Source organism: Streptomyces sp. CNB091, from assembly GCF_000377965.1.
On the sequence record NZ_KB898996.1, the window covers coordinates 14,579 to 33,106 of the forward strand.

The following is an 18,528-nucleotide window of genomic DNA, read 5'->3' on the forward strand; positions in this document are numbered from 1 at the left end:
GCCCCGCGGTGCCATGCACGCACTCTCGCCGCGCCGGGCACACGCCCGAGTACGGTCCAGTACGCGGACGTGAGCCCGGCAGGCCGAGAGCACGCACCTGACCCCGCAGGGCCGCCCTCCGGGCGACGACGGGAGTTCGACGACAGGACCCAGCCCTCGGTGGGCAGCCCAGCGCCCCCGCAGTGACCCCTGCCCCGCCCGGTGTTCGGGCGGGGCAGGATGGGGTCGCTACGGGGGCGCTGGGCCGGGGTGGCGCTCCGGTCAGGCAGATCTGAGGAGCGGGCCGGGGGCCACGCGCAGCGAGATGACGGGCAGCAGATCGGCGACCCGGTGCGGGCGGTGGGCGGTGATGCCAGGCGGGGCCGGCGCCAGGGGCACCAGGACGTCCGTCGGCGCGAGCATCCCGCCGGCGGGATCGGCCTCGGTGTCGCCGTGCAGCCAGAGGGTGAGCATGTACAGCTCCGGGATGGACAGCAGCCGGGCCTGGCAGGCGGTGGACGACCCCTCCGCCTGCCGGAGGGCCAGCTCGGTCGAGGCGAGGTAGGGCCCCTCGAAGAAGTGTGAGAAGGCCCAGCCGTCGGGCGTGAGCACGGTGTCCGCCGCGGCGACCGCGCGGCCCTCGCTCCGGATCAGGAAACGCCAGGCCGCGAGGCGTGTCAGAGGTGCTGTTCCGGTGGGCGCGATCCGGTCCAGCACATGCACGGGAAGCGGTAGTTCGGGGCTCAGCGGTCCCTGGACGGACCGGAGAGCGGATGTTCGGGCCTCGCGGACGGCGGTGGGAGAACCGAGGGCCGCGAGAACACTGCGCAGGGCGGGCGCGGGAGCCGGGGGAACATGCAGCGGCATAGTGGGTCGCCTCTCACTTCGGAGACACGGTGGCGCTTGGGCGGGTGCAGACAGCGCTGTCGGCATGAGGGCCGGAGACGGCCGGTGACGGGCGAGTCGCATCAACACTCTGCCTCGTTGAGCGGAGTTTATATGACGTGTGTTCACACAGTGTTTCCACTAGCGGTCGGAGGTATGTCGCGCAAGGCGTCATCCGGCCTTCGCATTGTGGTATTCCTGGTGATTTGAACTGCTGCGGGCGGCCCCGACCTGGCGTTCTTCCGGTGGAGCGGTCGGCTGGAACCCGTCGGTGTTTTCACCGCGCATACCCCGGCCGAAAATATGGGGAACCACATGCCTCCGGAATGTGCCCCCGGTCTCCTTCCATCAGACTATCGGGTATCGGAGGCCCGTGGGGGCGTTACGGATCACTCCCGCTGGGCATTATCGATCGTGATGCGAGCGGCCTGGGCCGCCGGCCGCCCACTGGAGGAGGGACCCCTCGATGGGGGAGAAGGTCGTGGCGGAAGCCTTTGACCTGTCCGATCGACAGGCGTACCGCGCCAAGCTCAACCAGTGCCTGGAGGGGCTGGGCAGACTCCTGGCGGAGCGGAGGTTCGACCGTCCGCGGAACCTGATGGGGCTGGAGATAGAGCTGAATCTCGCGGGTTCCGACGGGATGCCCCGGATGATGAATCAGCAAGTGCTCCAGCGCATCGCGAGCCGGGATTTCCAGACCGAACTGGGGATGTTCAATCTCGAAGTGAATATCGTCCCGCACCGACTCGGCGGCCGGGTTTTCGATCAGCTCGCGGAGGAGTTGCGGACCGGTCTCGCCTATGCGCACCGCAAGGCGGGGGAGGTGGACGCGGGCATCGTGATGATCGGAATCCTGCCCACCCTGGGCGAGCATGACGTGGTGTCCGCCAATCTCTCGGACGTGGACCGTTACACCCTGCTCAACGATCAAATGGCGGCCGCCCGGGGGGAGGATTTCCTCCTGGATATCGAAGGCGTCGAGCGATTGGTCTGCACCTCGCCCTCCATTGCCCCCGAATCGGCCTGCACCTCGGTACAGCTGCACCTCCAGGTGACGCCCGCCCGGTTCGCCGACGTGTGGAACGCCGCCCAGGCGATCACCGGCGTCCAGATCGCGCTGGGCGCCAACTCCCCCTTCCTCTTCGGCAAGGAGCTGTGGCGGGAGTCCCGGCCGCCCCTGTTCCAGCAGGCCACCGACGTGCGGCCGCCGGAGCTGGCCAACCAGGGAGTGCGCCCCAGGACCTGGTTCGGGGAGCGTTGGATCGGCTCCGCCCACGAGCTCTACGAGGAGAACCTGCGCTACTTCCCGCCGCTGCTGCCGATCTGCGACGACGAGGCCCCCCTGAAGGTGCTGGACGAGGGCGGGGTGCCCGAGCTGGCCGAGCTGGTGCTGCACAACGGCACCGTCTACCGCTGGAACCGTCCGGTGTACGGGATCGCCGACGGCGTCCCCCATCTGCGGGTGGAGAACCGTGTGCTGCCCGCCGGGCCGACGGTCACCGATGTGATCGCCAACGCCGCCTTCTACTACGGGCTCGTACGGGCGCTCGCCGAGGAGTCCCGGCCGGTGTGGAGCAGGCTGCCGTTCGAGGCCGCCGAGGAGAATTTCACCGAGGCCTGTCGGCACGGCATCGAGGCCGAACTGCTCTGGCCGCGGTCGGGCCGCTCCGGCGGGCCGGCGAGGATCCCCGCCGTACAGCTGGTGCTGGACGAACTGCTGCCGCTGGCCGCCGCGGGGCTGGACGCCTGGCACATCGAACCCGCCGACCGGGACCGCTATCTCGGGGTGATCGAGGAGCGCTGCAAGCGGCGCGTCAACGGGGCCTCCTGGCAGGTGGCCACGTACCGCCGGGCCCTGGGCGCCGGGCTGGGGCGGGACGCGGCGCTCGCGGCCACCACTCGCCGCTATGCCGAGCTGATGCACGCGGGGGAGCCGGTCCACACCTGGCCGGTGGGCTTCCCGGCGCCCTGAGACCCCCGGGAAGCCGGCGCCGCTGCCCCCGGCGTCCTTCCGCCGCGTGGCTGTCGGGCAAGCTAGGACGTCCCATGCCGGTGGCGCCCCTCGTTGAGGACGAAACAGGGAAAAGGGGACCGCACCATCAGTGAGGGTGGTCGTCCCCCGGCCTGTCGCGCATGATCTTCGTACCTCTATTCGAGACCCTGGTGCGGCGGTCGATGGGATGAGACGTGATTGCGGAACACAAGGCAGGTGTACAGGTGGAGGCCGGGCGAGTGGCTGATTCTTTTCCCCAAGAGGCCGTGTCGCGAAGGATCTCCCGGTCCGAGGTGCTGCTGGTCCTGGCGCTCTCGCTGGGCGCCAGCGCGGTGTCCTCTCTCATCAGTTTTGTCGGATCGCTGACGAAACCGGGGGGTTTGAAGGACCAGGCGGCGACGCTCAACGGTTCGTACGCTCCGGACCGTCCATGGCTTGATCTGTCATGGCAAATGTTCGGAATCGCCACGGCGCTGGTGCCGGTCGCGCTGGTCGCGCACCTGCTGATCCGGGAAGGGGCGGGGCTGCGGGCCATCGGTTTCGACGTGACGAAACCCTGGTTCGACCTCGGCCGCGGAACCCTCGTCGCGGCCGGCATCGGCAGCGCCGGCCTCGCCTTCTACCTGGTGGCCCGCGCCACCGGATTCAACCTGACGGTCGTTCCCGAGTCCCTCCCCGAGGTCTGGTGGAAATTCCCCGTACTGATCCTCTCGGCGATCCAGAACTCCGTGGTGGAGGAGGTCATCGTCGTCGGCTATCTGCTGCGCAGACTCGGACAGTTGGGCTGGACGCCGATGGCCGCGCTGGTGGCCAGCTCCGTGCTGCGCGGGTCGTACCACCTGTATCAGGGGATCGGCGGCTTCATCGGCAACGTGGTGATGGGCGTCGTGTTCGTGCTGCTGTACCGACGCTGGGGCCGGGTGGGCCCGCTGGTCGTCGCGCACGCACTCCTGGACATCGGGGCGTTCGTCGGATACGCCCTGCTCGCCGGCCGGGTCGACTGGCTGCCGACGCCGTGAGCGCGGTGCCGTCAGGGGGTGCGCCGGAAGTTTCGGCGCACCCCCTGACGGCCGTCAGAGCGTGGTGAGCAGTTCGCCGTCGATCACCGTGACCGCCGTGCCGGTCAGCAGGGTGCGCTCGCCGCGCAACGCGGTGCGGACCAGCCCCGAGCGGGCGGACGCCTGGAGACCGGTGAGGTCGTCGCGGCCGAGGTGGGCCGACCAGAAAGGGGCCAGCGCGGTGTGGGCGCTGCCGGTGACCGGGTCCTCGTCGATGCCGACGCCCGGGAAGAAGCCGCGCGAGACGTAGTCGTATCCCCGGGCGGGGTCCTCGGCGGCGGCGGTGGCGATCACACCGCGCCGGGAGTGGGCCGCCAGCGCGGCGAAGTCCGGGGCGAGTGCCCGTACGGCCGCCTCGTCGCGGAGCTCGACGAGCAGGTCGCCGATGTGCTCACCGGTGTCGTGCACCGAGACGGGGTCCGCCCCGAGGGCGTCGGCGAGGCCGTACGGCACCGGCTCCTCGGTCAGCGGGGAGGTGGGGAAGTCGAGGGTGAGGGCGCCGTCCTGCCGGGCGGTCGCGGTCAGGATCCCGCAGCGCGCGGCGAAGCGCACCGGGCCCGTGGCCAGACCCGTGGTGTGCAGGACGTGGGCGGTGGCGAGCGTCGCGTGCCCGCACATGTCCACCTCGGTGGCCGGAGTGAACCAGCGCAGCGCCCAGTCGGCCGTGCCGCCCGGCGGCAGCGGGTGGGCGAAGGCCGTCTCGGAGAGGTTGACCTCGGCGGCGATCTCCTGCAGACGTGCGTCGGCCGGGAACGTACCGCTGTCCAGCAGGAGTACGCCGGCGGGGTTTCCGGAGAAGGGGCGGTCGGTGAACGCGTCGACGATGCGAATCCTCATGGGACGACCGTAGATCGCCGGGGCGGAGGCGGGCCAAGGCCAATTCCGGGTGGCCGGCCCCTGACCGCCGTGTCGGAGCGTCCGTGCCGCCGACGGTTCTCGGCTCACCGATGACTCCCCGGGCCCGACGGAGTCACCAGAAGGAGAACGTACGCGTCCAGCGCCGGAGCGTACGGGTCCAGTGCACGGGAGAGAGTGGCATGCGCACCCTTGCGATCACGCAGAACATCACCGTCGACGGATCGATCGAGATGATCACGGACTGGTTCGATCCCCAGGGGCAGGCGGGCGTGGACATGAGCGACGTCCTGGAGGAGAGCCATCGGCAGGACGACCGCGCCGACGCACTGCTCCTGGGACGGCGGACGTTCGAGGACTTCCGCGGCTACTGGCCGCTGCGGACCGATGACTCCACGGGTATCACCGCCTACCTCGATCAGGTGTCCAAGTACGTCGTCTCCGGCACGCTCACCGACCCCGGGTGGCAGAACTCCACGGTGCTGACGGGCGACCCCGTCGAGGAGGTCCGCCGGCTCAAGGCCGAGGAGGGCGGCAAGGACATCGTCCTCACCGGCAGCATCACCCTGGCCCACGCGCTGATCGCGGCCGGATCGGTCGACGAGCACCGCCTCTTCGTCTACCCGGCCGTCCAGGGCCGCGGCCGGCGTCTCTTCCCCGAGGGATACGAAGTCCCCCGGCTGCGGCTCCTGGAATCGAGGGAGTTCCGCAGCGGGATCACCCTGCAGCGGTACGCCCCGGCCTGACCCGGCCGGGAACACCGCACGCCTGCGGGACCGGAAGCACCCGTCCCAGGCGAGCGAGCGGGACACGGCCATCAGGACCGGCGACAGCATCATGCCCCCGGCCGACACCAGGAGGCCGGTGCGCAGACCCCACCCCTGGGCGAGGAGGCCGCCGAGCAGCGAGCCGAGCGGGGTGAACCCCATCCCGGCGAAGGTGATCGTCGCGGCCGCGCGCCCCTGCATCCCGTCCGGTGTGACGGCCTGCCGCACTGACTGCATCCCGTCCGGTGTGACGGCCTGCCGCACCGACATGACCGTGACGTTCACCAGTTGGCTGAACGTCCCGAACACGAAGTTGACGGCGAGGAGCGCGAGCACCGTCGCGATCGAGGAGCGCGAGCACCGTCGCGATCGAGGAGCCGTGCAGGGCCGGTACGCACAGCAACGCACCGTTGCCGAGCACCGCGGCGGACACGAGCACCGCACCGTGACCGAACCGGCCCGGCAGCCGCGCGGCCAGGAAGGAGCCCAGGAGCGCGCCCTGACCGGTCGCCGCGAGGGCGAGGCCAACGGTGACGCCCGTCAGCCCAGGGCTCCGACGGTGAACGTCACCATGAACAGCGCGGGCAGGCCGAGCAGTCCGAGGAGACCGGCCACGGCCGCCGCCCCCAGGGGCACGGCTCGGCCGGCGTCGGTGAGCACCATCACCGTACGGGCCCGCCACCGGTCCACCCAGGCACCCGCGAGGAGGGAGAGCAGCAGGATCGGCGCCTGCCCCACGGCGCGGAGGGCGCCCAACTGGCCCGCGCCCGCGTCGAGCGTCAGGACGGCGAAGAGCGGCAGCACGACAAGAGCGTCGTGTGTTCGCCGAGCTGGGAGGCCGTCTGACCTGCCCAGAGCCTGCGGAAGTCGGCGTCCCGCCAGGGACCGGACCGGCCGGCCCCGTCGGTGACGTCAGCGCGCGCTCGGACGACCGACCATGTCCCTCCGCTCCTGGTGGGAACACTCCTGACGAGTCATTCGCCGCCCGGAACGCTAGTGCTTGCCGAGCGGGGGCGAAAGGCCATTACGGGGGGCACGGGAGGCGGGCCCGGCCTCGGACGGGTGTGACCGGGCGGTGCCCCTCGGCGTCCGCGATGCAGAGCACCGGGGAACGGATCACCGCCCTGCGGTTCTCACCGTTCGTAACGCTCCCGCCGTCCTGCCGTTCTCACCGCCGTAACGCTCCCGCCGCCCTGCCGTTCTCACCGCCCGTACCGTTCCCCGCCGGTTCGGGCGACGGAAACCGTGCGGGCGGTGAGGCCGCATCACGCGACGGCGGTGCCCTCAAGCTCGACCAGCTGGCCGGGGACCGCCAGTCGCGTCACCCCGAGCAGGGTGCTGGCCGGCGCCACTCCGGCCGCGCCGAGCCGCCCCGCCAGCGCGCCGTAGTGCCGGAGGAGCAGATCGGCGTCGGTCGTATAGACGTTGAGGCGGACGAGGTTCGCGAGAGACATGCCCGCCTCGCTCAGCACGGCCTCCAGGTTGTCGATGCTCAGCGTCAACTGCGCCGCCATGTCCCCGTGGTGCTGGGGCTTGCCGTCGTCGCTCATCGAGGTCTGCCCCGAGACGTACAGGGTCCGGGTCTGCCCGGAAACGACTACACCCTGGTTGAACCCCAGGTCCACCGACCAGGTCACCGGGTTCACGGCCGTTCGTTCCAGTGCCACTTGAGCTCCATTCGATTCATGGGAGTACGGAGGTCCGTCGGCCCGGCGGGCGCCGACCTCGACGTCGTACGGGGGGAGCCTTCCAACAAATGACGACACCCTTGGTCGTGTATTTCGCTACCGTTCCCGCATGCGCGCCGACCGTTTGGTCTCGTTGGTACTGCTGTTGCGTCAGCGCGGTCGGCTGACCGCCGACACGCTGGCCCGTGAGCTGGAGGTGTCCACCCGTACCGTGCTGCGCGACATCGAGGCACTGTCCGCGGCCGGAGTCCCGGTCTACGCCGAACGCGGCAGGCACGGCGGGTTCGCCCTGCTGCCCGGTTTCCGGACCGAGCTCACCGGGCTGAACCACGACGAGACCCTCGCCCTGCTGGCCGCCGGATCGGGACGCGGGGAGCAGGTGTTCGGCCTCGGACCGGCGCTCGCCTCGGCCATGCGGAAGGTGGTCGACGCGCTGCCGGAAAGCCATCAGGCCGCCGCGAGCGACGCGGCCCAGCGGTTTCTCGTCGACCCGGAGACCGACCTGCTCTCGCGCCGGCCGGTCGTCGACCAGGTACCGGGCACCGCCATGATCGAGGTCCGCCGGGCCGTGCTCTCCGGCCGCAAGCTGCGCATCCACTACGCGGCCACGGGCCGGGCGCCGCAGTGGCGCACGGTGGACCCGATCGGCCTGGTGACCGTACGGGACCGGGGCTACCTGCTGGCCACCAGATCAGGCGCGGACCGCACCTACCGGCTGTCACGGGTGCTGGCCGCGGAGGAACTGCCCGAACCGGCCCAGCGGCCGAACCGGGTCGACCTGGACCGGATCTGGCGGGACCGTTCCGCGCGATTCCTCGCCGGCGGCGACCACGTCACCGCGCTGGTGCGGGTGCATCCGGCGCGGCGGGAGGAACTGATGGGAACCGTGCTGGCCGTCCGCGCGGAAGATCCCGAGACGGACGGCTGGCCGCGGCTGGAAGTCACCTTCCAGGACGCCCGGCACGCCGAATGGGCACTGTGGCGTCTCGGTACGGATGCGGAGGCCCTGGCCCCGCAGTCCTTGCGCAGCGCGCTGCGCGACGTCGCCGTCACGCTCGCGGCCCGCTACGGGACCTAGCCGGTGTCGTGCCGATCGAGGCCTGCCGCGGTTCAGCGACCGAACGGACGAAGGCGATCGTGCGTGAGCGCAAGCCTTCCCGGCGCGAGGCGATGATCTCGTCGACCGGGCGGTCGAAGGCTTCGCGGACCGGCTTGCCGTGCACCTTCACCGCGCAGTCGAGGTCGGTGCACAGGAGGAGCCCGATCGCGTCGAGGCGTTCACGTTTGTCACGTGAGGGGCGTTGGGCGGTGAACAGCGAGACCTCGTTGAAGCGGCGGGCGAACCGGCACAGGTCGCACATCACCGCGCGCGAACCGCGCGCCGAGTCGTTCGGGGCCTGGCGCAGCAGCACTCCCCGCGCGCTGCCGTCGACCTCGGTGACGAGGTGGGCGAGGGCCGGGGCGCGCAGGTCTCTCCAGCCGAGGTAGTCGATCCGGTGCCATCGGACGTCGTCGAACCGGGCCGGCAGGCGGATCTTCTTCGCGGCCGGGTCCAGGTTCACGATCGCGCCGCGCACCTCTTCCCTGGTCATGGGGCGCATGGCTTCTCCTTGCGAGTCGCACACGGGTGCGATCTGTAGGGGGACGGGGGGTGGGGGAACCCCGAGCGTCAAGATGTGGAGGTGGTGGGTGCCGTGTGCCACGGCATCGCGCGGGACGGCCGGGTCACGGCGCGAGCCGCATGCGATGGGCGACGCCCGGGTCCCGCAGGGGCTTGAGCGCCAGGCGCACCAAGGCCAGTGCGTTGTCGTCACCGGCGATGCGATTGGCGCTGAGCTCGCCGCAGGACACGCACTGGTGGATGATCATCCACTCGCCGTCGGGCCTGACCGACATGCCCAGGGCTTCCATCCGGGCGCGGCAGTCCGCGGCCCGGTCGCCCGGCACCCGCCGGTCGACGTGCAGGCTGACCAGGCAGTTCGGGCAGTGATTGCGGTGCGTGGTGCCGGGGGCTTCCAGGGACACGTCCAGTCGGCAGCCCGCGCACCGGAAAGCGTCTCCCCGGTGCCCTCCCTGGCTGTGCAGGACGTCCTTGTACCGCTGCGGCCGTCGTGCGGCCCGGGCACGGCGACGGGTGTTCTTCGCTCGTCTCGGCATGGCCGGTCCCCTCCTCTCCTTCCGGTTCAGAGGTCGCCGAACGCTTCGAGCGGAAAGGGAGGTTGTGCCAGTGGCCGGACGGCCAACCGCATCAGGATGAGCTGGTTGTCGTCCGTGCGGGTGGGGTGGGAGGTCAACTCGTCGCAGCGCACGCAACGGTGGATGACCACCCAGCCGCCCGTACGCGGCACGGCGACGGCGATCGGCGACATGCGGCCCCGGCAGTCACTGGAGCCGCCGTCGGCGGGGTCGAGAACATGCCGGCTCTGCAGGCACGACGGGCAGTGATGGCGCCGTGCGCCGTCGCCTTCACCGTCGTCGGCGGAAACGGTCCGGCCGCACCACGAGCAGGAGAATGCGCTGTTCAGGGTGGTGTGGGGAGTGCTGGAGAGAGTTCTGTTGGTGCTGGACACCCGGGGTGCTCCTTGCTGGGAAGTCTGTGATGACAGCAAGAGCAGGCCGAGCGGCCTCGACGAAGACGCCCCCCTCGTACGACGCGACATGCGTGCGGGCGGAGGCAGGGGCTGATTCAGTGCACCGGAGAGTCACGTCCGGGCGCCGTCCGAGAAGGAGGGCAGCGGAAAGACGGACTACTGGCTAGACGGTGCAGCGAGGCGCGCGCGGCGCGGGCCGGAACATAAAAATCTCTCTTTTCCAGGGCGCGGAAGCCCAGAACAGACCGAGGAACGCCGTCAGCGTATCCACGGCTCGGCCGGGGGGCCAGTGATTATTCCGGGCACCGCACCACCGGCTGCCCGCACCGCAACCGCACGCCGGCCGGCGAAGCGGTCACGGTCTTCGAGGATCGCCGCGACGCCGAGCGCGGCCGACGGCTCGACGACGAGGCCGGCCTGGTCGAGGAGCATCCTCATACCGGCGATGACCGACGCCTCCCGGACAAGGACGGCGTCGTCGGCGACCAAGGGGAGGTCGTCCAGGACGGCCGGGACGGGATACCGGCCGGCGACGCCGTCGGCGATGGTGTCGGTCGAGTCGGTGGTGACGACGCGCCGTTGGCGCCACGAGCGTGTCCCACGGAATCGTGCCGCGTGCCGCGTGCCGCGTGCCGCGTGGGCGTGGGCGTGGTCAGGAGGTGACGAGCCCGGCGAGCTTGCGCAGTGACTCCTGGAGCGCCGCCGTCGCGGAGTCCTTGAGCTTGCCGCCCATCAGTGAGACCGCCGCACCGGTGAACTCCCCGTCGATGCGCATCGTCGTGGCGTCGCCCTCCGGGGTCAGGGAGTACCGCATGGCCAGGTTGACCCCCATCGGGCCCTTGCCCCGGGTCGCCAGCAGGCGGCCCTCCTCCAGGCCGTCGACCGTCCAGATCACTTCGGCGGGGAAGCCCATGAGCTTCATGTTCTCCTCGTAGGTGGCCGCGAGTTCCAGCTCGGCCGGGCCGCCCCGGGGGAAGCTGGTGTGGGTGGCGTTCCACTCCCCGTACGACGAGAAGTCCGTCAGGCGGCCCCAGACCTTCCCGGCGGGCGCCTCGATGCGTGCCTCGGCGCTGACTTCAGCCATGCGACCACCCCTGGTTCGTCCGGTTTCGGTGTCGCGGAAGGTAGCGGCGGCCGCGCCAACATTCAATACTGATGAGCCGTCAGGTCTGTATGGGGCTGTCTGCTCCGCCAGATCACCGCGGAGTCGAACCTGTCCGAAGCGCGGGGGTGGGGGCCCTCGTCGTGGCAGTGGAAGGCCGCCCAGAAGAGATCGGCGGGCAGGGCGTCGTCGGGTGCGTACACGCGGTAGACGTACTCCAGCCCGTCCCGGGCGAGCAGCGCGACCATCCAGAACACCCGTTCCTCCCCTCCCGCCCCCGCCGCGTCCGTGTGGCGTGAGGGACGTGCGCGCGGGGGCCCGCGGTTGCCGCGGGGGCGTGAGACGCAAGGCGGCGCGCGCTCCGGGCCGTCATGGTTGTGCCGTTCGGCACGATCTCATCCGCAAGGATGACGGACGGCTGCGGTGTCCCCAACTTCGGTGGGATGCCCAATGGGTCGCTCCGGGGATGTCTTCCGGCCGTGGGACTGATGGGGTAGAGGTGTGCAAAACCGGACGCCGCGCATGCCTGACCAGCCCGCACCGAACCACGCGGAGAACGATGCCCGCTTCACCGTGGAACTGGCATCGGTGCTCAACGGTGCGCGCAGGCGCGCGCTGCGCGACGGTGACCGGCAGATCGACACCGCCCACCTCCTGCATTCGCTGATCGAAACGGACCCCGATGTCCGCGAGGTCTTCGACGGTGGGCCCCAGCTGGCCAAGGTCCTCGGTTATCTCGTCCAGCGCAGCATCGGCTACGGGCTCCGCTGGCAGGGCTCCGTCGAGGACTCCGGCGCCGTTCCGGTGGTGCGCGACCCGGCGGTCGACGGCTGGTCGCCCTCGGCCCTCGCCGCGATGGAGGGCGCGCTGCACCGTTCGGCGGCCCGCGGCGAAGCGCGCGCCGCCGGCCTCGATCTGCTCGCCGCCCTGGCTGCCGACGCCGAGTGCCGTGCGGTGGAGGTGCTCGCCCGCGGGGGCGTGGGCGCGCGGTGGCTGGCGGACCGGGTGGTCGTGCTCACGGCCGAGGCGGCGCGACACGCTTGAGCCGCCCCATGGTGGCGATGCCTCACCTCACCGCCTGCACGCGGTCGCGGCCGAGGGCATCTCGACAGGTGTCACGGGGATGGCGGTGCTGTCGACTGCTGCCATGATGTGCCGATGCAAGCGTCTTCGGGATTTCAGGGCAGAAGTGCCGGGCTGGGCCTCGCACTGGTCTCGGCCTTCGCCTTCGGCGGTTCGGGAGTGGCGGCCAAGCCGCTGATCGAGGCGGGGCTCGACCCGCTGCACGTGGTCTGGCTGCGTGTCGCGGGAGCCGCCGTCATCATGCTCCCGGTCGCCTGGCGGCACCGGAATCTCGTTCGGGAACGCCCCGCGCTGCTGGCCGGGTTCGGCCTGTTCGCGGTGGCCGGGGTCCAGGCCTTCTACTTCGCCTCCATCTCCCGTATCCCGGTCGGTGTGGCGCTCCTGGTGGAATACCTGGCGCCCGCGCTGGTCCTCGGCTGGGTCCGCTTCGTGCAGCGCAGGCCCGTCACCCGGGCCGCCGCGGTCGGTGTGGTGCTGGCGGTCGGCGGCCTGGCGTGTGTCGTCGAGGTCTGGTCCGGGCTCAAGTTCGACCTGCTCGGCCTGTTGCTCGCCCTCGGCGCGGCCTGCTGTCAGGTCGGCTACTTCGTTCTCTCCGACCATGGCGGGCAGGACGGCCGGGACGGCGAGGGCAAGCACGCCGAGCCTCCGCACCCCGTCGGGGTCATCGCGTACGGACTGATCGTCGGCGCTGCCGTCCTCACCGTCGTCGCCCGCCCCTGGGGCATGGACTGGTCGCTGCTCGGCGGCAGTGCGGGCATGAACGGCGACGAGGTCCCCGCCTGGCTGCTGCTCGGCTGGATCGTGCTGCTCGCCACCGTGCTCGCGTACGTCACCGGGGTCGTCTCGGTCCGGCTGCTCTCGCCCCAGGTGGCCGGAGTCGTCGCCTGCCTCGAAGCGGTCATCGCGACCGGACTGGCCTGGGTGCTGCTCGGCGAGCACCTCTCCGCACCGCAGCTCATCGGCGGATTCGTGGTCCTGACCGGCGCGTTCATCGCCCAGTCCGCCGCGCCGAAGCCCCCGTCGGGTCCCGTCGCCTCCGGCGCCGGTGCCGGAGCGGTGGCCGGCGTCGCCGAGGGCGAGTTGTCCGGCGGCCGGGCCCCGCATTAGTGTGACGGCCATGCATCTGACTGTGCTGCCGCCCCCTGCCGCCTAGCGCGGGCGGCCACTCCTGACGAAGACCGGGCTCGGGCAGTCCCCGAGCGGTTCGTCGCTGCCCGCGTGCGGAGCCGAGCGACCTGCCACCCTGTCCTCCTCTGGAGAAGTCATATGTCCATCCCTGTTGCTTCCGCGCTGCCCGTCGGGCGGAGCATGCTGTATCTGGTCGTCGCCGGAGTCGCCTGGGGCACCGCGGGCGCGGCCGCGTCCCTGATCTTCCGGGTCAGCGATCTCGGCCCCCTCGCCCTGTCCTTCTGGCGCTGCGTGGGCGGTCTCCTCCTGCTGGCCGGCGCGCTCGCCCTGCGCCCCCGCCGGACGCCCCGGAAGGCCGAACCCCGGCGTCGTCGGCTGCTCCGGATCCTCGGTACCGGCATCGGTCTCACCATGTTCCAGACCGCGTACTTCGCGGCGGTCGAGGTCACCGGCCTTGCCGTCGGCACCGTCGTCACGCTCGGGGCCGGGCCCGTCCTGATCGCCGTCGGGGCGCGTCTGCTGCTGGGGGAGCGCCTCGGCCGGGGCGGCCTGGCCGCCGTGACCGGCGCGCTGGCCGGGCTCGTCGTGCTGGTGCTGGGCGGCGAGGGCGGCGACGTCGTGCCGGCGGGGGTGCTGCTCGCGCTGTTGTCCGCCTCCGGGTACGCGTTCATCACGCTGCTCACCCGCTGGCTCGGGCGGGACGGCGGCGGCGGTGACGCGCTGACCACCAGCGCCTGGGCGTTCGGCATCGGAGCGGTGGGCCTGCTGCCCATGGCCATGGCCGAGGGGCTGGTGCCGCACACCGCCGAGACGGGACAGGTGCTGTGGCTGCTGGTCTACGTGGCCGCGGTCCCCACGGCGCTCGCCTACGCGCTGTACTTCGCCGGGGCGGCCGCCGTCCGATCGGCCACCGTCTCCGTGATCATGCTCCTGGAGCCGGTGAGCGCGGCCGTCATCGCGGTGGCCGTCCTGCGGGAGCGGCTGACGACGGCCACGGTCCTCGGGACGCTGCTCCTGCTGACCGCCGTGGCCGGACTGGCCCTCGCGGAGGCGCGCGGCGCGGCGGCGGCCCGTCGGAGGGAGGGCCTGGCCGTGTGACGAGCCTGCGCGGCGGCGCGGCGGGTGCAGGTCGCGGCGGCCAGGGCCGCCGCGACCTCGGTCGGCCGGCGCGCCGCCGCGCCCTCCGTCAGAGTGCGGACAGGTACTCCGGTACGGCGATGGCCGGATCCATGTCGTCCGCGGGGACCGGTGCCGCATAGCCCCGGGTGAGCGGCACGATGCCGGTCCAGTGGGGGAGGGCGCTGTCCTCGGGCTCGTCGTTGGGCCCGCCGGTGCGGACCTTCGCGGACACTTCGTTCAGGTCCAGCCGGATCACCGCTGTCGCGGCGAGTTCCTTGGCGTCGGCCGGCCGGGAGTCGCGGGAGCGGCCGGGCACGACCTGGTCCACGATCGCGTCCAGGGCGAGCCGACGCTCCTCGGGGTCGGTCACGGTCACTGCCGTGCCGTGCACCACCACCGAGCGGTAGTTCATCGAGTGGTGGAAGGCGGACCTGGCCAGCACGAGGGCGTCGACATGGGTGACCGTCAGGCAGACCGGCAGCCCCGGGTCGGCGCTCCTGGCCGACCGCAGCGGTCGTGAACCCGTGGAGCCGTGGACGTACAGCCGCTCTCCTATCCTGCCGAAGAGGGTCGGCAGGACGACCGGGGCGCCGTCACGCACGAAGCCCAGGTGACAGAGGCAGGCCTCGTCGAGGATGGAGTGGACCAGCTCGCGGTCGTAGGAGGCGCGCTCCTTGGACCGGGTGGGGACCGTGCGGTCGGTGGGCAGGTAGGGGGCGGCGACGCCGGAGCCCGTGTCGTCGGGCGTTGCGGTGTGCTGCATTGCTTACTCCATTGCACTAGTGCATACTGTTGTTTGTGCTAGGAGAGTATCGGATCAGTGGGCGGCGCGCAGCGGAGATCGCCGCCAGTGTGGAGCGCGGGGTCGGCTCCGGAGACCTTCCGCCGGGCCATGTGCTGCCCCCCATGCGGGAGCTGGCCGCGCGTCTGGAGGTCAACCCCAACACCGTGGCCGCCGCCTACCGGACCCTGCGCGAGCGCGGCGTGATCGAGACGGCGGGCCGGCGGGGGAGCCGGGTGCGTCCGGCCCCTGCCAGCACGTCGCGCGGATCGCTGCGGATCGAAGCGCCCCTGGGCGTCCGGGACCTCGGCGAGGGCAACCCCGATCCGGAGCTGCTGCCCGACCTCGGGCCGGCGCTCGCCGCGGCCGCCGCGGCCGACGAGGAGAGCCGTGGTCTGTACGGGCAGGCCGCGGTGGTAGCCGAGTTCGCCGCGTACGCCCGCGCCGTGCTGGACGCCGACGGGGTGCCCGCCGGGCCGGTCGCCGTGACGTCCGGAGCGCTGGACGCGATCGAGCGGGTCCTCGCGGCGCACCTGAAGCCGGGTGACGCCGTGGCGGTGGAGGACCCCGGCTGGGGCAGCGTGCTCGACCTCGTACCGGCGCTCGGGCTGCGCGCCGTGCCGGTCGGCGTGGACGACTCCGGTCCGCTGCCCGCGGATGTGGAGCGGGCGCTGCGGGCCGGGGCGCGGGCCCTGGTGGTCACCGACCGGGCGCAGAACCCGACCGGCGCCTCCCTGGACGCGCCGCGCGCCCGGGAGCTGCGCGCGGTCCTCGGACGCCACCCGGACGTGCTGCTGATCGAGGACGACCACGGACACGCCATCGTCGACCTGCCGCTGCACCCACTGGCCGGGGTGACGGCCCACTGGGCGTTCATCCGTTCGGCGGCCAAGGCGTACGGCCCCGATCTGCGGGTGGCCACGCTCACCGGGGACGCCGTCACGGTCGACCGGGTGGCGGGGCGGCAGCGGCTCGGGCCCGGCTGGGTCAGCCGGCTGCTCCAGCGTGCCGTGCTCCAGCTGTGGACCTCGGGCGCCGTCGACACCCGTGCGGTCTCCCGCTCCTACGGGGACCGCCGGGACGCGCTCATCCATGCGCTGGCGGAGCGCGGCGTGAGCGCCCGGGGCCGCAGCGGTATGAACGTGTGGGTGCCCGTGAGCGACGAGACCGGGGCCGTCGCCCGGCTGCTCCACGCGGGCTGGGCGGCGGCCCCCGGCGCGCGCTTCCGGCTGGACACCCCCCAGGGGGTGCGGCTCACCGTCTCCCCGCTGACCGCGGCGGACATCGGCCCCCTGGCGGACGCGGTGGCCGCGGCCGCGGGTCCCGCCCGGCCGGTCAGCTACGGCTGAGACCGGCGGCGTCCACGTCCGGCGGCACCGCCCGGTCCGCCGCGGGCTCCGGTGGGGCGGCGACGACAGCTTCCGCGGGCTCCGGTGGGGCGCCGACGAGAGCTTCCGCGGGCTCCGGTGGGGCGCCGACGACAGCTTCCGCGGGCTCCGGTGGGGCGACCGGGCGGGCCCGGCTCTGGGTGAGGGCCGCCCCGACGAGGACGATCAGCGCCCCGACCGGGGTGTTCCAGCTCAGCTGCTCGCCGAGCAGCGCGACGCCTGCCGCCGTCGCGATCACCGGGATGAAGTACGTGACCATCTGGGCCGTCGTCGGACCGACCTCCTGGACCAGGCCGTACTGGAGCAGGACGGCGAGGCCCGTGCCCAGCGCGCCCAGGGCAAGCACCGAGACCGTCGGGAGCAGCGGAAAGGACGTCGGTGCCGAGGTGAACAGCGGAGTCACCACAGCCAGTTGCAACGTACCGAGGAAGAGCTGGCTGCCCGTCAGCGCCAGCGTCGACGACCCGGTCCCGGCCAGGGTGCGGCGTACGTAGATCCAGCCGACCGGATAGCAGAACGAGGCGAGCAGCGCCATGCCCGTACCCGGCAGGTCCAGGCCGGGGAAGCCCTGCCAGGCGCCCAGCACCGTGAGGACGCCGAGGAAGCCGACGCCGAGACCGCCCACCCGGCGGCGGGTCGGGCGGTCCTCCGACAGGGCGATCACCGAGAGCGCCATGCCCCACAGCGGCGAGGTCGCGTTGCAGATCCCGGCCAGCGTCGAGGGGATCGTCAGCTCCGCGTAGGAGAAGAGCGAGAACGGCAGTGCGTTGAGGAGGAGCGCCGCGACCGTGAGGTGCCCCCAGGTCCGGGCGGAGCGCGGAAGGCGCTCCCGGCGCATCGCCATGGCGACCACCAGCACCGCCGTACCGGCCAGCAGCCGACCGAAGGTGACCTGGAACGGGGCGTAGCCCTCGGTCCCGACCTTGATCAGCAGAAAGCTGAACCCCCAGATGAGCGAGAGCCCCGCGAACCGGATCCGCCAGTCGAGGGCGGGGCGCCGCACGGCGGGCGCGGTCGGGGCGGGCGCAGGAGGTGGCGGGGGAGGCTGCGGGGGAGGTGCTGACGCCGGGGCCGTGGCCCCCGGCTCGCAGGGAGCGCTCATGAGGTCAACCCTGACGAAGATGACGTCGTAGGACAAGTGAATCTTTCTGTGCTCGTTCGCGTAGCATTGCTTACATGTTGAACCTGGAGCGGCTGCGCACGCTGGACGCCCTCGCCCGGCACGGCTCGGTGAGCGGGGCGGCCGACGGGCTGCACGTCACGACGTCGGCGGTCTCGCAGCAACTTGCGAAGCTGGAGCGTGAGGTCGGGCAGCGGCTGCTCGCCAGATACGGCCGAGGCGTCCGGCTCACCGACGCCGGCCGGCTGCTCGCGGACCACGCCGCGCGGATCCTGTCGCAGGTGGAGCTGGCCCAGTCCGACATCGAGGCGCAGCGCGGCGAGGTCGTCGGCGAGGTGCGGATCTGCGCTTTCCCGACGGCGGCTCGCGGGCTGTTCCCCGCGATGCTCACCGCCCTGCGCGCGGACCACCCCGATCTCGCCGTCCGTACCCGGGAGCTGGAGCCCGAACAGGGCCTGCGCGCGGTGCTCCGCGGAGACGTCGACCTGGCCGTCGTGCTCGACTGGAGCAACAAGCGGCTGCCCGTGCCCGGCGGTCTGGCCAAGGCCGAACTCCTCGACGACGCGCCGGACATCGCCATGCCGGCCGGGCATCCGCTGGCGGACCGTGACGAGGTGGAGCTGGAGGACTTCGCGGACGACCCGTGGGTGTCCTGGCCCGAGGGTGAATTCTGTTACGAGTGGCTGATGTTCACGCTGCGCTCCCGTGGCATCGAGCCTCGCATCGCCCATCTGGCGGGTGAGCACCACACACAACTCGCGCTGATCGCGGCCGGGTTCGGTGTCTGCGTGGCTCCTCGGCTGGGGCGCGGCCCGGTCCCCGAAGGCGTGCGACTGGTGCCGGTGCGGCAGACCATGCGGCGGCACGTCCACGTGGTCTGGCGCAAGGACGCGGACCGTCGGCCGTCGGTCCGCGCCGCGGTGAAGGCGCTGCGGGCGGCGGGGGCAGGTGTGGGGGTGGGTGGGGCGGCGGACGGTGGGTGAGCCCCGGC

General features: G+C 72.0%; 19 protein-coding genes and 2 pseudogenes. 9 read left to right on the forward strand and 12 right to left on the reverse strand.

Annotated elements, in window-relative coordinates:
* Positions 1 to 261 precede the first annotated feature (261 nt).
* Positions 262 to 846, reverse strand: a complete 585-nt coding sequence (locus D581_RS0113645) for a hypothetical protein (protein ID WP_026290485.1) — start codon at positions 844 to 846, stop codon at positions 262 to 264.
* Between the two features lie 484 nt (positions 847 to 1,330).
* Between D581_RS0113645 and D581_RS0113650 the strand changes: the two genes are divergently transcribed.
* Positions 1,331 to 2,836: a glutamate-cysteine ligase family protein gene (locus D581_RS0113650; RefSeq protein ID WP_018957770.1), complete on the forward strand. Its 1,506-nt coding sequence runs from the start codon at positions 1,331 to 1,333 to the stop codon at positions 2,834 to 2,836.
* Positions 2,837 to 3,096: 260 nt separating this feature from the next.
* Positions 3,097 to 3,876 (forward strand): CPBP family intramembrane glutamic endopeptidase, encoded by a 780-nt coding sequence (locus D581_RS0113655; RefSeq protein WP_026290486.1) that lies wholly within the window; start codon positions 3,097 to 3,099, stop codon positions 3,874 to 3,876.
* 54 nt (positions 3,877 to 3,930) lie between these two features.
* Here the strand turns inward: D581_RS0113655 and D581_RS0113660 are convergent, their stop codons facing one another.
* Complete coding sequence (locus tag D581_RS0113660) at positions 3,931 to 4,752, reverse strand: PhzF family phenazine biosynthesis protein (RefSeq protein WP_018957772.1); 822 nt, start codon at positions 4,750 to 4,752, stop codon at positions 3,931 to 3,933.
* A gap of 200 nt (positions 4,753 to 4,952) precedes the next feature.
* Between D581_RS0113660 and D581_RS0113665 the strand changes: the two genes are divergently transcribed.
* On the forward strand, positions 4,953 to 5,516 hold the full coding sequence (locus D581_RS0113665; protein WP_018957773.1) for a dihydrofolate reductase family protein: 564 nt from the start codon (positions 4,953 to 4,955) through the stop codon (positions 5,514 to 5,516).
* Here D581_RS0113665 and D581_RS1000000138585 read toward each other — a convergent pair.
* Positions 5,488 to 6,427: pseudogene (locus D581_RS1000000138585) on the reverse strand (MFS transporter); the annotation flags it as partial. The gene D581_RS0113665 and the pseudogene D581_RS1000000138585 overlap by 29 nt on opposite strands.
* A 375-nt stretch (positions 6,428 to 6,802) precedes the next feature.
* On the reverse strand, positions 6,803 to 7,198 hold the full coding sequence (locus D581_RS0113675) for a RidA family protein (RefSeq protein WP_026290487.1): 396 nt from the start codon (positions 7,196 to 7,198) through the stop codon (positions 6,803 to 6,805).
* 136 nt (positions 7,199 to 7,334) lie between these two features.
* Here D581_RS0113675 and D581_RS0113680 point away from each other — a divergent pair, with 136 nt between their 5' ends.
* Positions 7,335 to 8,303, forward strand: a complete 969-nt coding sequence (locus tag D581_RS0113680) for an HTH domain-containing protein (protein WP_018957776.1) — start codon at positions 7,335 to 7,337, stop codon at positions 8,301 to 8,303.
* On the opposite strand, the gene D581_RS0113685 is transcribed toward D581_RS0113680, so the two are convergent.
* The 6 genes and pseudogenes from D581_RS0113685 to D581_RS0113710 all read right to left on the reverse strand — a co-directional run bounded on the left by D581_RS0113685 (position 8,275) and on the right by D581_RS0113710 (position 11,175).
* A complete protein-coding gene (locus D581_RS0113685; RefSeq protein ID WP_018957777.1) occupies positions 8,275 to 8,826 on the reverse strand; it encodes an FBP domain-containing protein in 552 nt (183 codons plus the stop codon). The two genes, D581_RS0113680 and D581_RS0113685, sit on opposite strands and share 29 nt — an antisense overlap.
* Positions 8,827 to 8,950: 124 nt before the next feature.
* Positions 8,951 to 9,382 carry an RNHCP domain-containing protein gene (locus D581_RS0113690; protein WP_026290488.1) on the reverse strand — a complete coding sequence of 144 codons (432 nt, stop codon included), beginning with the start codon at positions 9,380 to 9,382 and terminating at the stop codon, positions 8,951 to 8,953.
* 26 nt (positions 9,383 to 9,408) lie between these two features.
* Positions 9,409 to 9,795 carry an RNHCP domain-containing protein gene (locus D581_RS0113695; RefSeq protein WP_018957779.1) on the reverse strand — a complete coding sequence of 129 codons (387 nt, stop codon included), beginning with the start codon at positions 9,793 to 9,795 and terminating at the stop codon, positions 9,409 to 9,411.
* 279 nt (positions 9,796 to 10,074) lie between these two features.
* Positions 10,075 to 10,413 (reverse strand): annotated as a pseudogene (locus D581_RS0113700) (pyridoxal-phosphate dependent enzyme); the annotation flags it as partial.
* A gap of 55 nt (positions 10,414 to 10,468) precedes the next feature.
* Positions 10,469 to 10,900: a type II toxin-antitoxin system Rv0910 family toxin gene (locus tag D581_RS0113705; protein WP_018957781.1), complete on the reverse strand. Its 432-nt coding sequence runs from the start codon at positions 10,898 to 10,900 to the stop codon at positions 10,469 to 10,471.
* A gap of 62 nt (positions 10,901 to 10,962) precedes the next feature.
* On the reverse strand, positions 10,963 to 11,175 hold the full coding sequence (locus D581_RS0113710) for a hypothetical protein (protein WP_018957782.1): 213 nt from the start codon (positions 11,173 to 11,175) through the stop codon (positions 10,963 to 10,965).
* A 244-nt stretch (positions 11,176 to 11,419) separates the two neighbouring features.
* Between D581_RS0113710 and D581_RS0113715 the strand changes: the two genes are divergently transcribed.
* The 3 genes from D581_RS0113715 (at position 11,420) to D581_RS0113725 (ending at position 14,227) form a co-directional block, all read left to right on the forward strand.
* Positions 11,420 to 11,962 (forward strand): peptidase, encoded by a 543-nt coding sequence (locus tag D581_RS0113715; RefSeq protein ID WP_026290489.1) that lies wholly within the window; start codon positions 11,420 to 11,422, stop codon positions 11,960 to 11,962.
* 114 nt (positions 11,963 to 12,076) lie between these two features.
* On the forward strand, positions 12,077 to 13,108 hold the full coding sequence (locus D581_RS0113720) for an EamA family transporter (protein ID WP_018957784.1): 1,032 nt from the start codon (positions 12,077 to 12,079) through the stop codon (positions 13,106 to 13,108).
* 159 nt (positions 13,109 to 13,267) lie between these two features.
* The gene (locus D581_RS0113725; RefSeq protein ID WP_026290490.1) at positions 13,268 to 14,227 is read left to right on the forward strand and encodes a DMT family transporter; all 960 of its coding nucleotides are present in this window, start codon (positions 13,268 to 13,270) and stop codon (positions 14,225 to 14,227) included.
* 88 nt (positions 14,228 to 14,315) lie between these two features.
* On the opposite strand, the gene D581_RS0113730 is transcribed toward D581_RS0113725, so the two are convergent.
* Positions 14,316 to 15,011 (reverse strand): pyridoxamine 5'-phosphate oxidase family protein, encoded by a 696-nt coding sequence (locus D581_RS0113730; RefSeq protein WP_018957786.1) that lies wholly within the window; start codon positions 15,009 to 15,011, stop codon positions 14,316 to 14,318.
* Between the two features lie 35 nt (positions 15,012 to 15,046).
* Here D581_RS0113730 and D581_RS0113735 point away from each other — a divergent pair, with 35 nt between their 5' ends.
* Entirely contained in the window at positions 15,047 to 16,378 is a 1,332-nt protein-coding gene (locus tag D581_RS0113735) for an aminotransferase class I/II-fold pyridoxal phosphate-dependent enzyme (protein WP_026290491.1), read from the forward strand.
* Here the strand turns inward: D581_RS0113735 and D581_RS0113740 are convergent.
* Positions 16,365 to 17,519 (reverse strand): EamA family transporter, encoded by a 1,155-nt coding sequence (locus D581_RS0113740; RefSeq protein ID WP_026290492.1) that lies wholly within the window; start codon positions 17,517 to 17,519, stop codon positions 16,365 to 16,367. The two genes, D581_RS0113735 and D581_RS0113740, sit on opposite strands and share 14 nt — an antisense overlap.
* 74 nt (positions 17,520 to 17,593) lie before the next feature.
* Here D581_RS0113740 and D581_RS0113745 point away from each other — a divergent pair, with 74 nt between their 5' ends.
* Complete coding sequence (locus D581_RS0113745) at positions 17,594 to 18,520, forward strand: LysR family transcriptional regulator (RefSeq protein WP_018957789.1); 927 nt, start codon at positions 17,594 to 17,596, stop codon at positions 18,518 to 18,520.
* The last annotated feature ends 8 nt before the right edge of the window (positions 18,521 to 18,528 follow it).

What these genes read in the sequence shown, in the direction of transcription:
- D581_RS0113645 (WP_026290485.1), bottom strand. Translation starts at nt 846, where the DNA reads ATGCCGCTGCATGTTCCCCCGGCTCCCGCGCCCGCCCTGCGCAGTGTT.
- D581_RS0113650 (WP_018957770.1), top strand. Translation starts at nt 1,331, where the DNA reads ATGGGGGAGAAGGTCGTGGCGGAAGCCTTTGACCTGTCCGATCGACAG.
- D581_RS0113660 (WP_018957772.1), bottom strand. Translation starts at nt 4,752, where the DNA reads ATGAGGATTCGCATCGTCGACGCGTTCACCGACCGCCCCTTCTCCGGA.
- D581_RS0113665 (WP_018957773.1), top strand. Translation starts at nt 4,953, where the DNA reads ATGCGCACCCTTGCGATCACGCAGAACATCACCGTCGACGGATCGATC.
- D581_RS0113680 (WP_018957776.1), top strand. Translation starts at nt 7,335, where the DNA reads ATGCGCGCCGACCGTTTGGTCTCGTTGGTACTGCTGTTGCGTCAGCGC.
- D581_RS0113685 (WP_018957777.1), bottom strand. Translation starts at nt 8,826, where the DNA reads ATGCGCCCCATGACCAGGGAAGAGGTGCGCGGCGCGATCGTGAACCTG.
- D581_RS0113690 (WP_026290488.1), bottom strand. Translation starts at nt 9,382, where the DNA reads ATGCCGAGACGAGCGAAGAACACCCGTCGCCGTGCCCGGGCCGCACGA.
- D581_RS0113705 (WP_018957781.1), bottom strand. Translation starts at nt 10,900, where the DNA reads ATGGCTGAAGTCAGCGCCGAGGCACGCATCGAGGCGCCCGCCGGGAAG.
- D581_RS0113720 (WP_018957784.1), top strand. Translation starts at nt 12,077, where the DNA reads ATGCAAGCGTCTTCGGGATTTCAGGGCAGAAGTGCCGGGCTGGGCCTC.
- D581_RS0113725 (WP_026290490.1), top strand. Translation starts at nt 13,268, where the DNA reads ATGTCCATCCCTGTTGCTTCCGCGCTGCCCGTCGGGCGGAGCATGCTG.
- D581_RS0113730 (WP_018957786.1), bottom strand. Translation starts at nt 15,011, where the DNA reads ATGCAGCACACCGCAACGCCCGACGACACGGGCTCCGGCGTCGCCGCC.
- D581_RS0113740 (WP_026290492.1), bottom strand. Translation starts at nt 17,519, where the DNA reads ATGAGCGCTCCCTGCGAGCCGGGGGCCACGGCCCCGGCGTCAGCACCT.
- D581_RS0113745 (WP_018957789.1), top strand. Translation starts at nt 17,594, where the DNA reads ATGTTGAACCTGGAGCGGCTGCGCACGCTGGACGCCCTCGCCCGGCAC.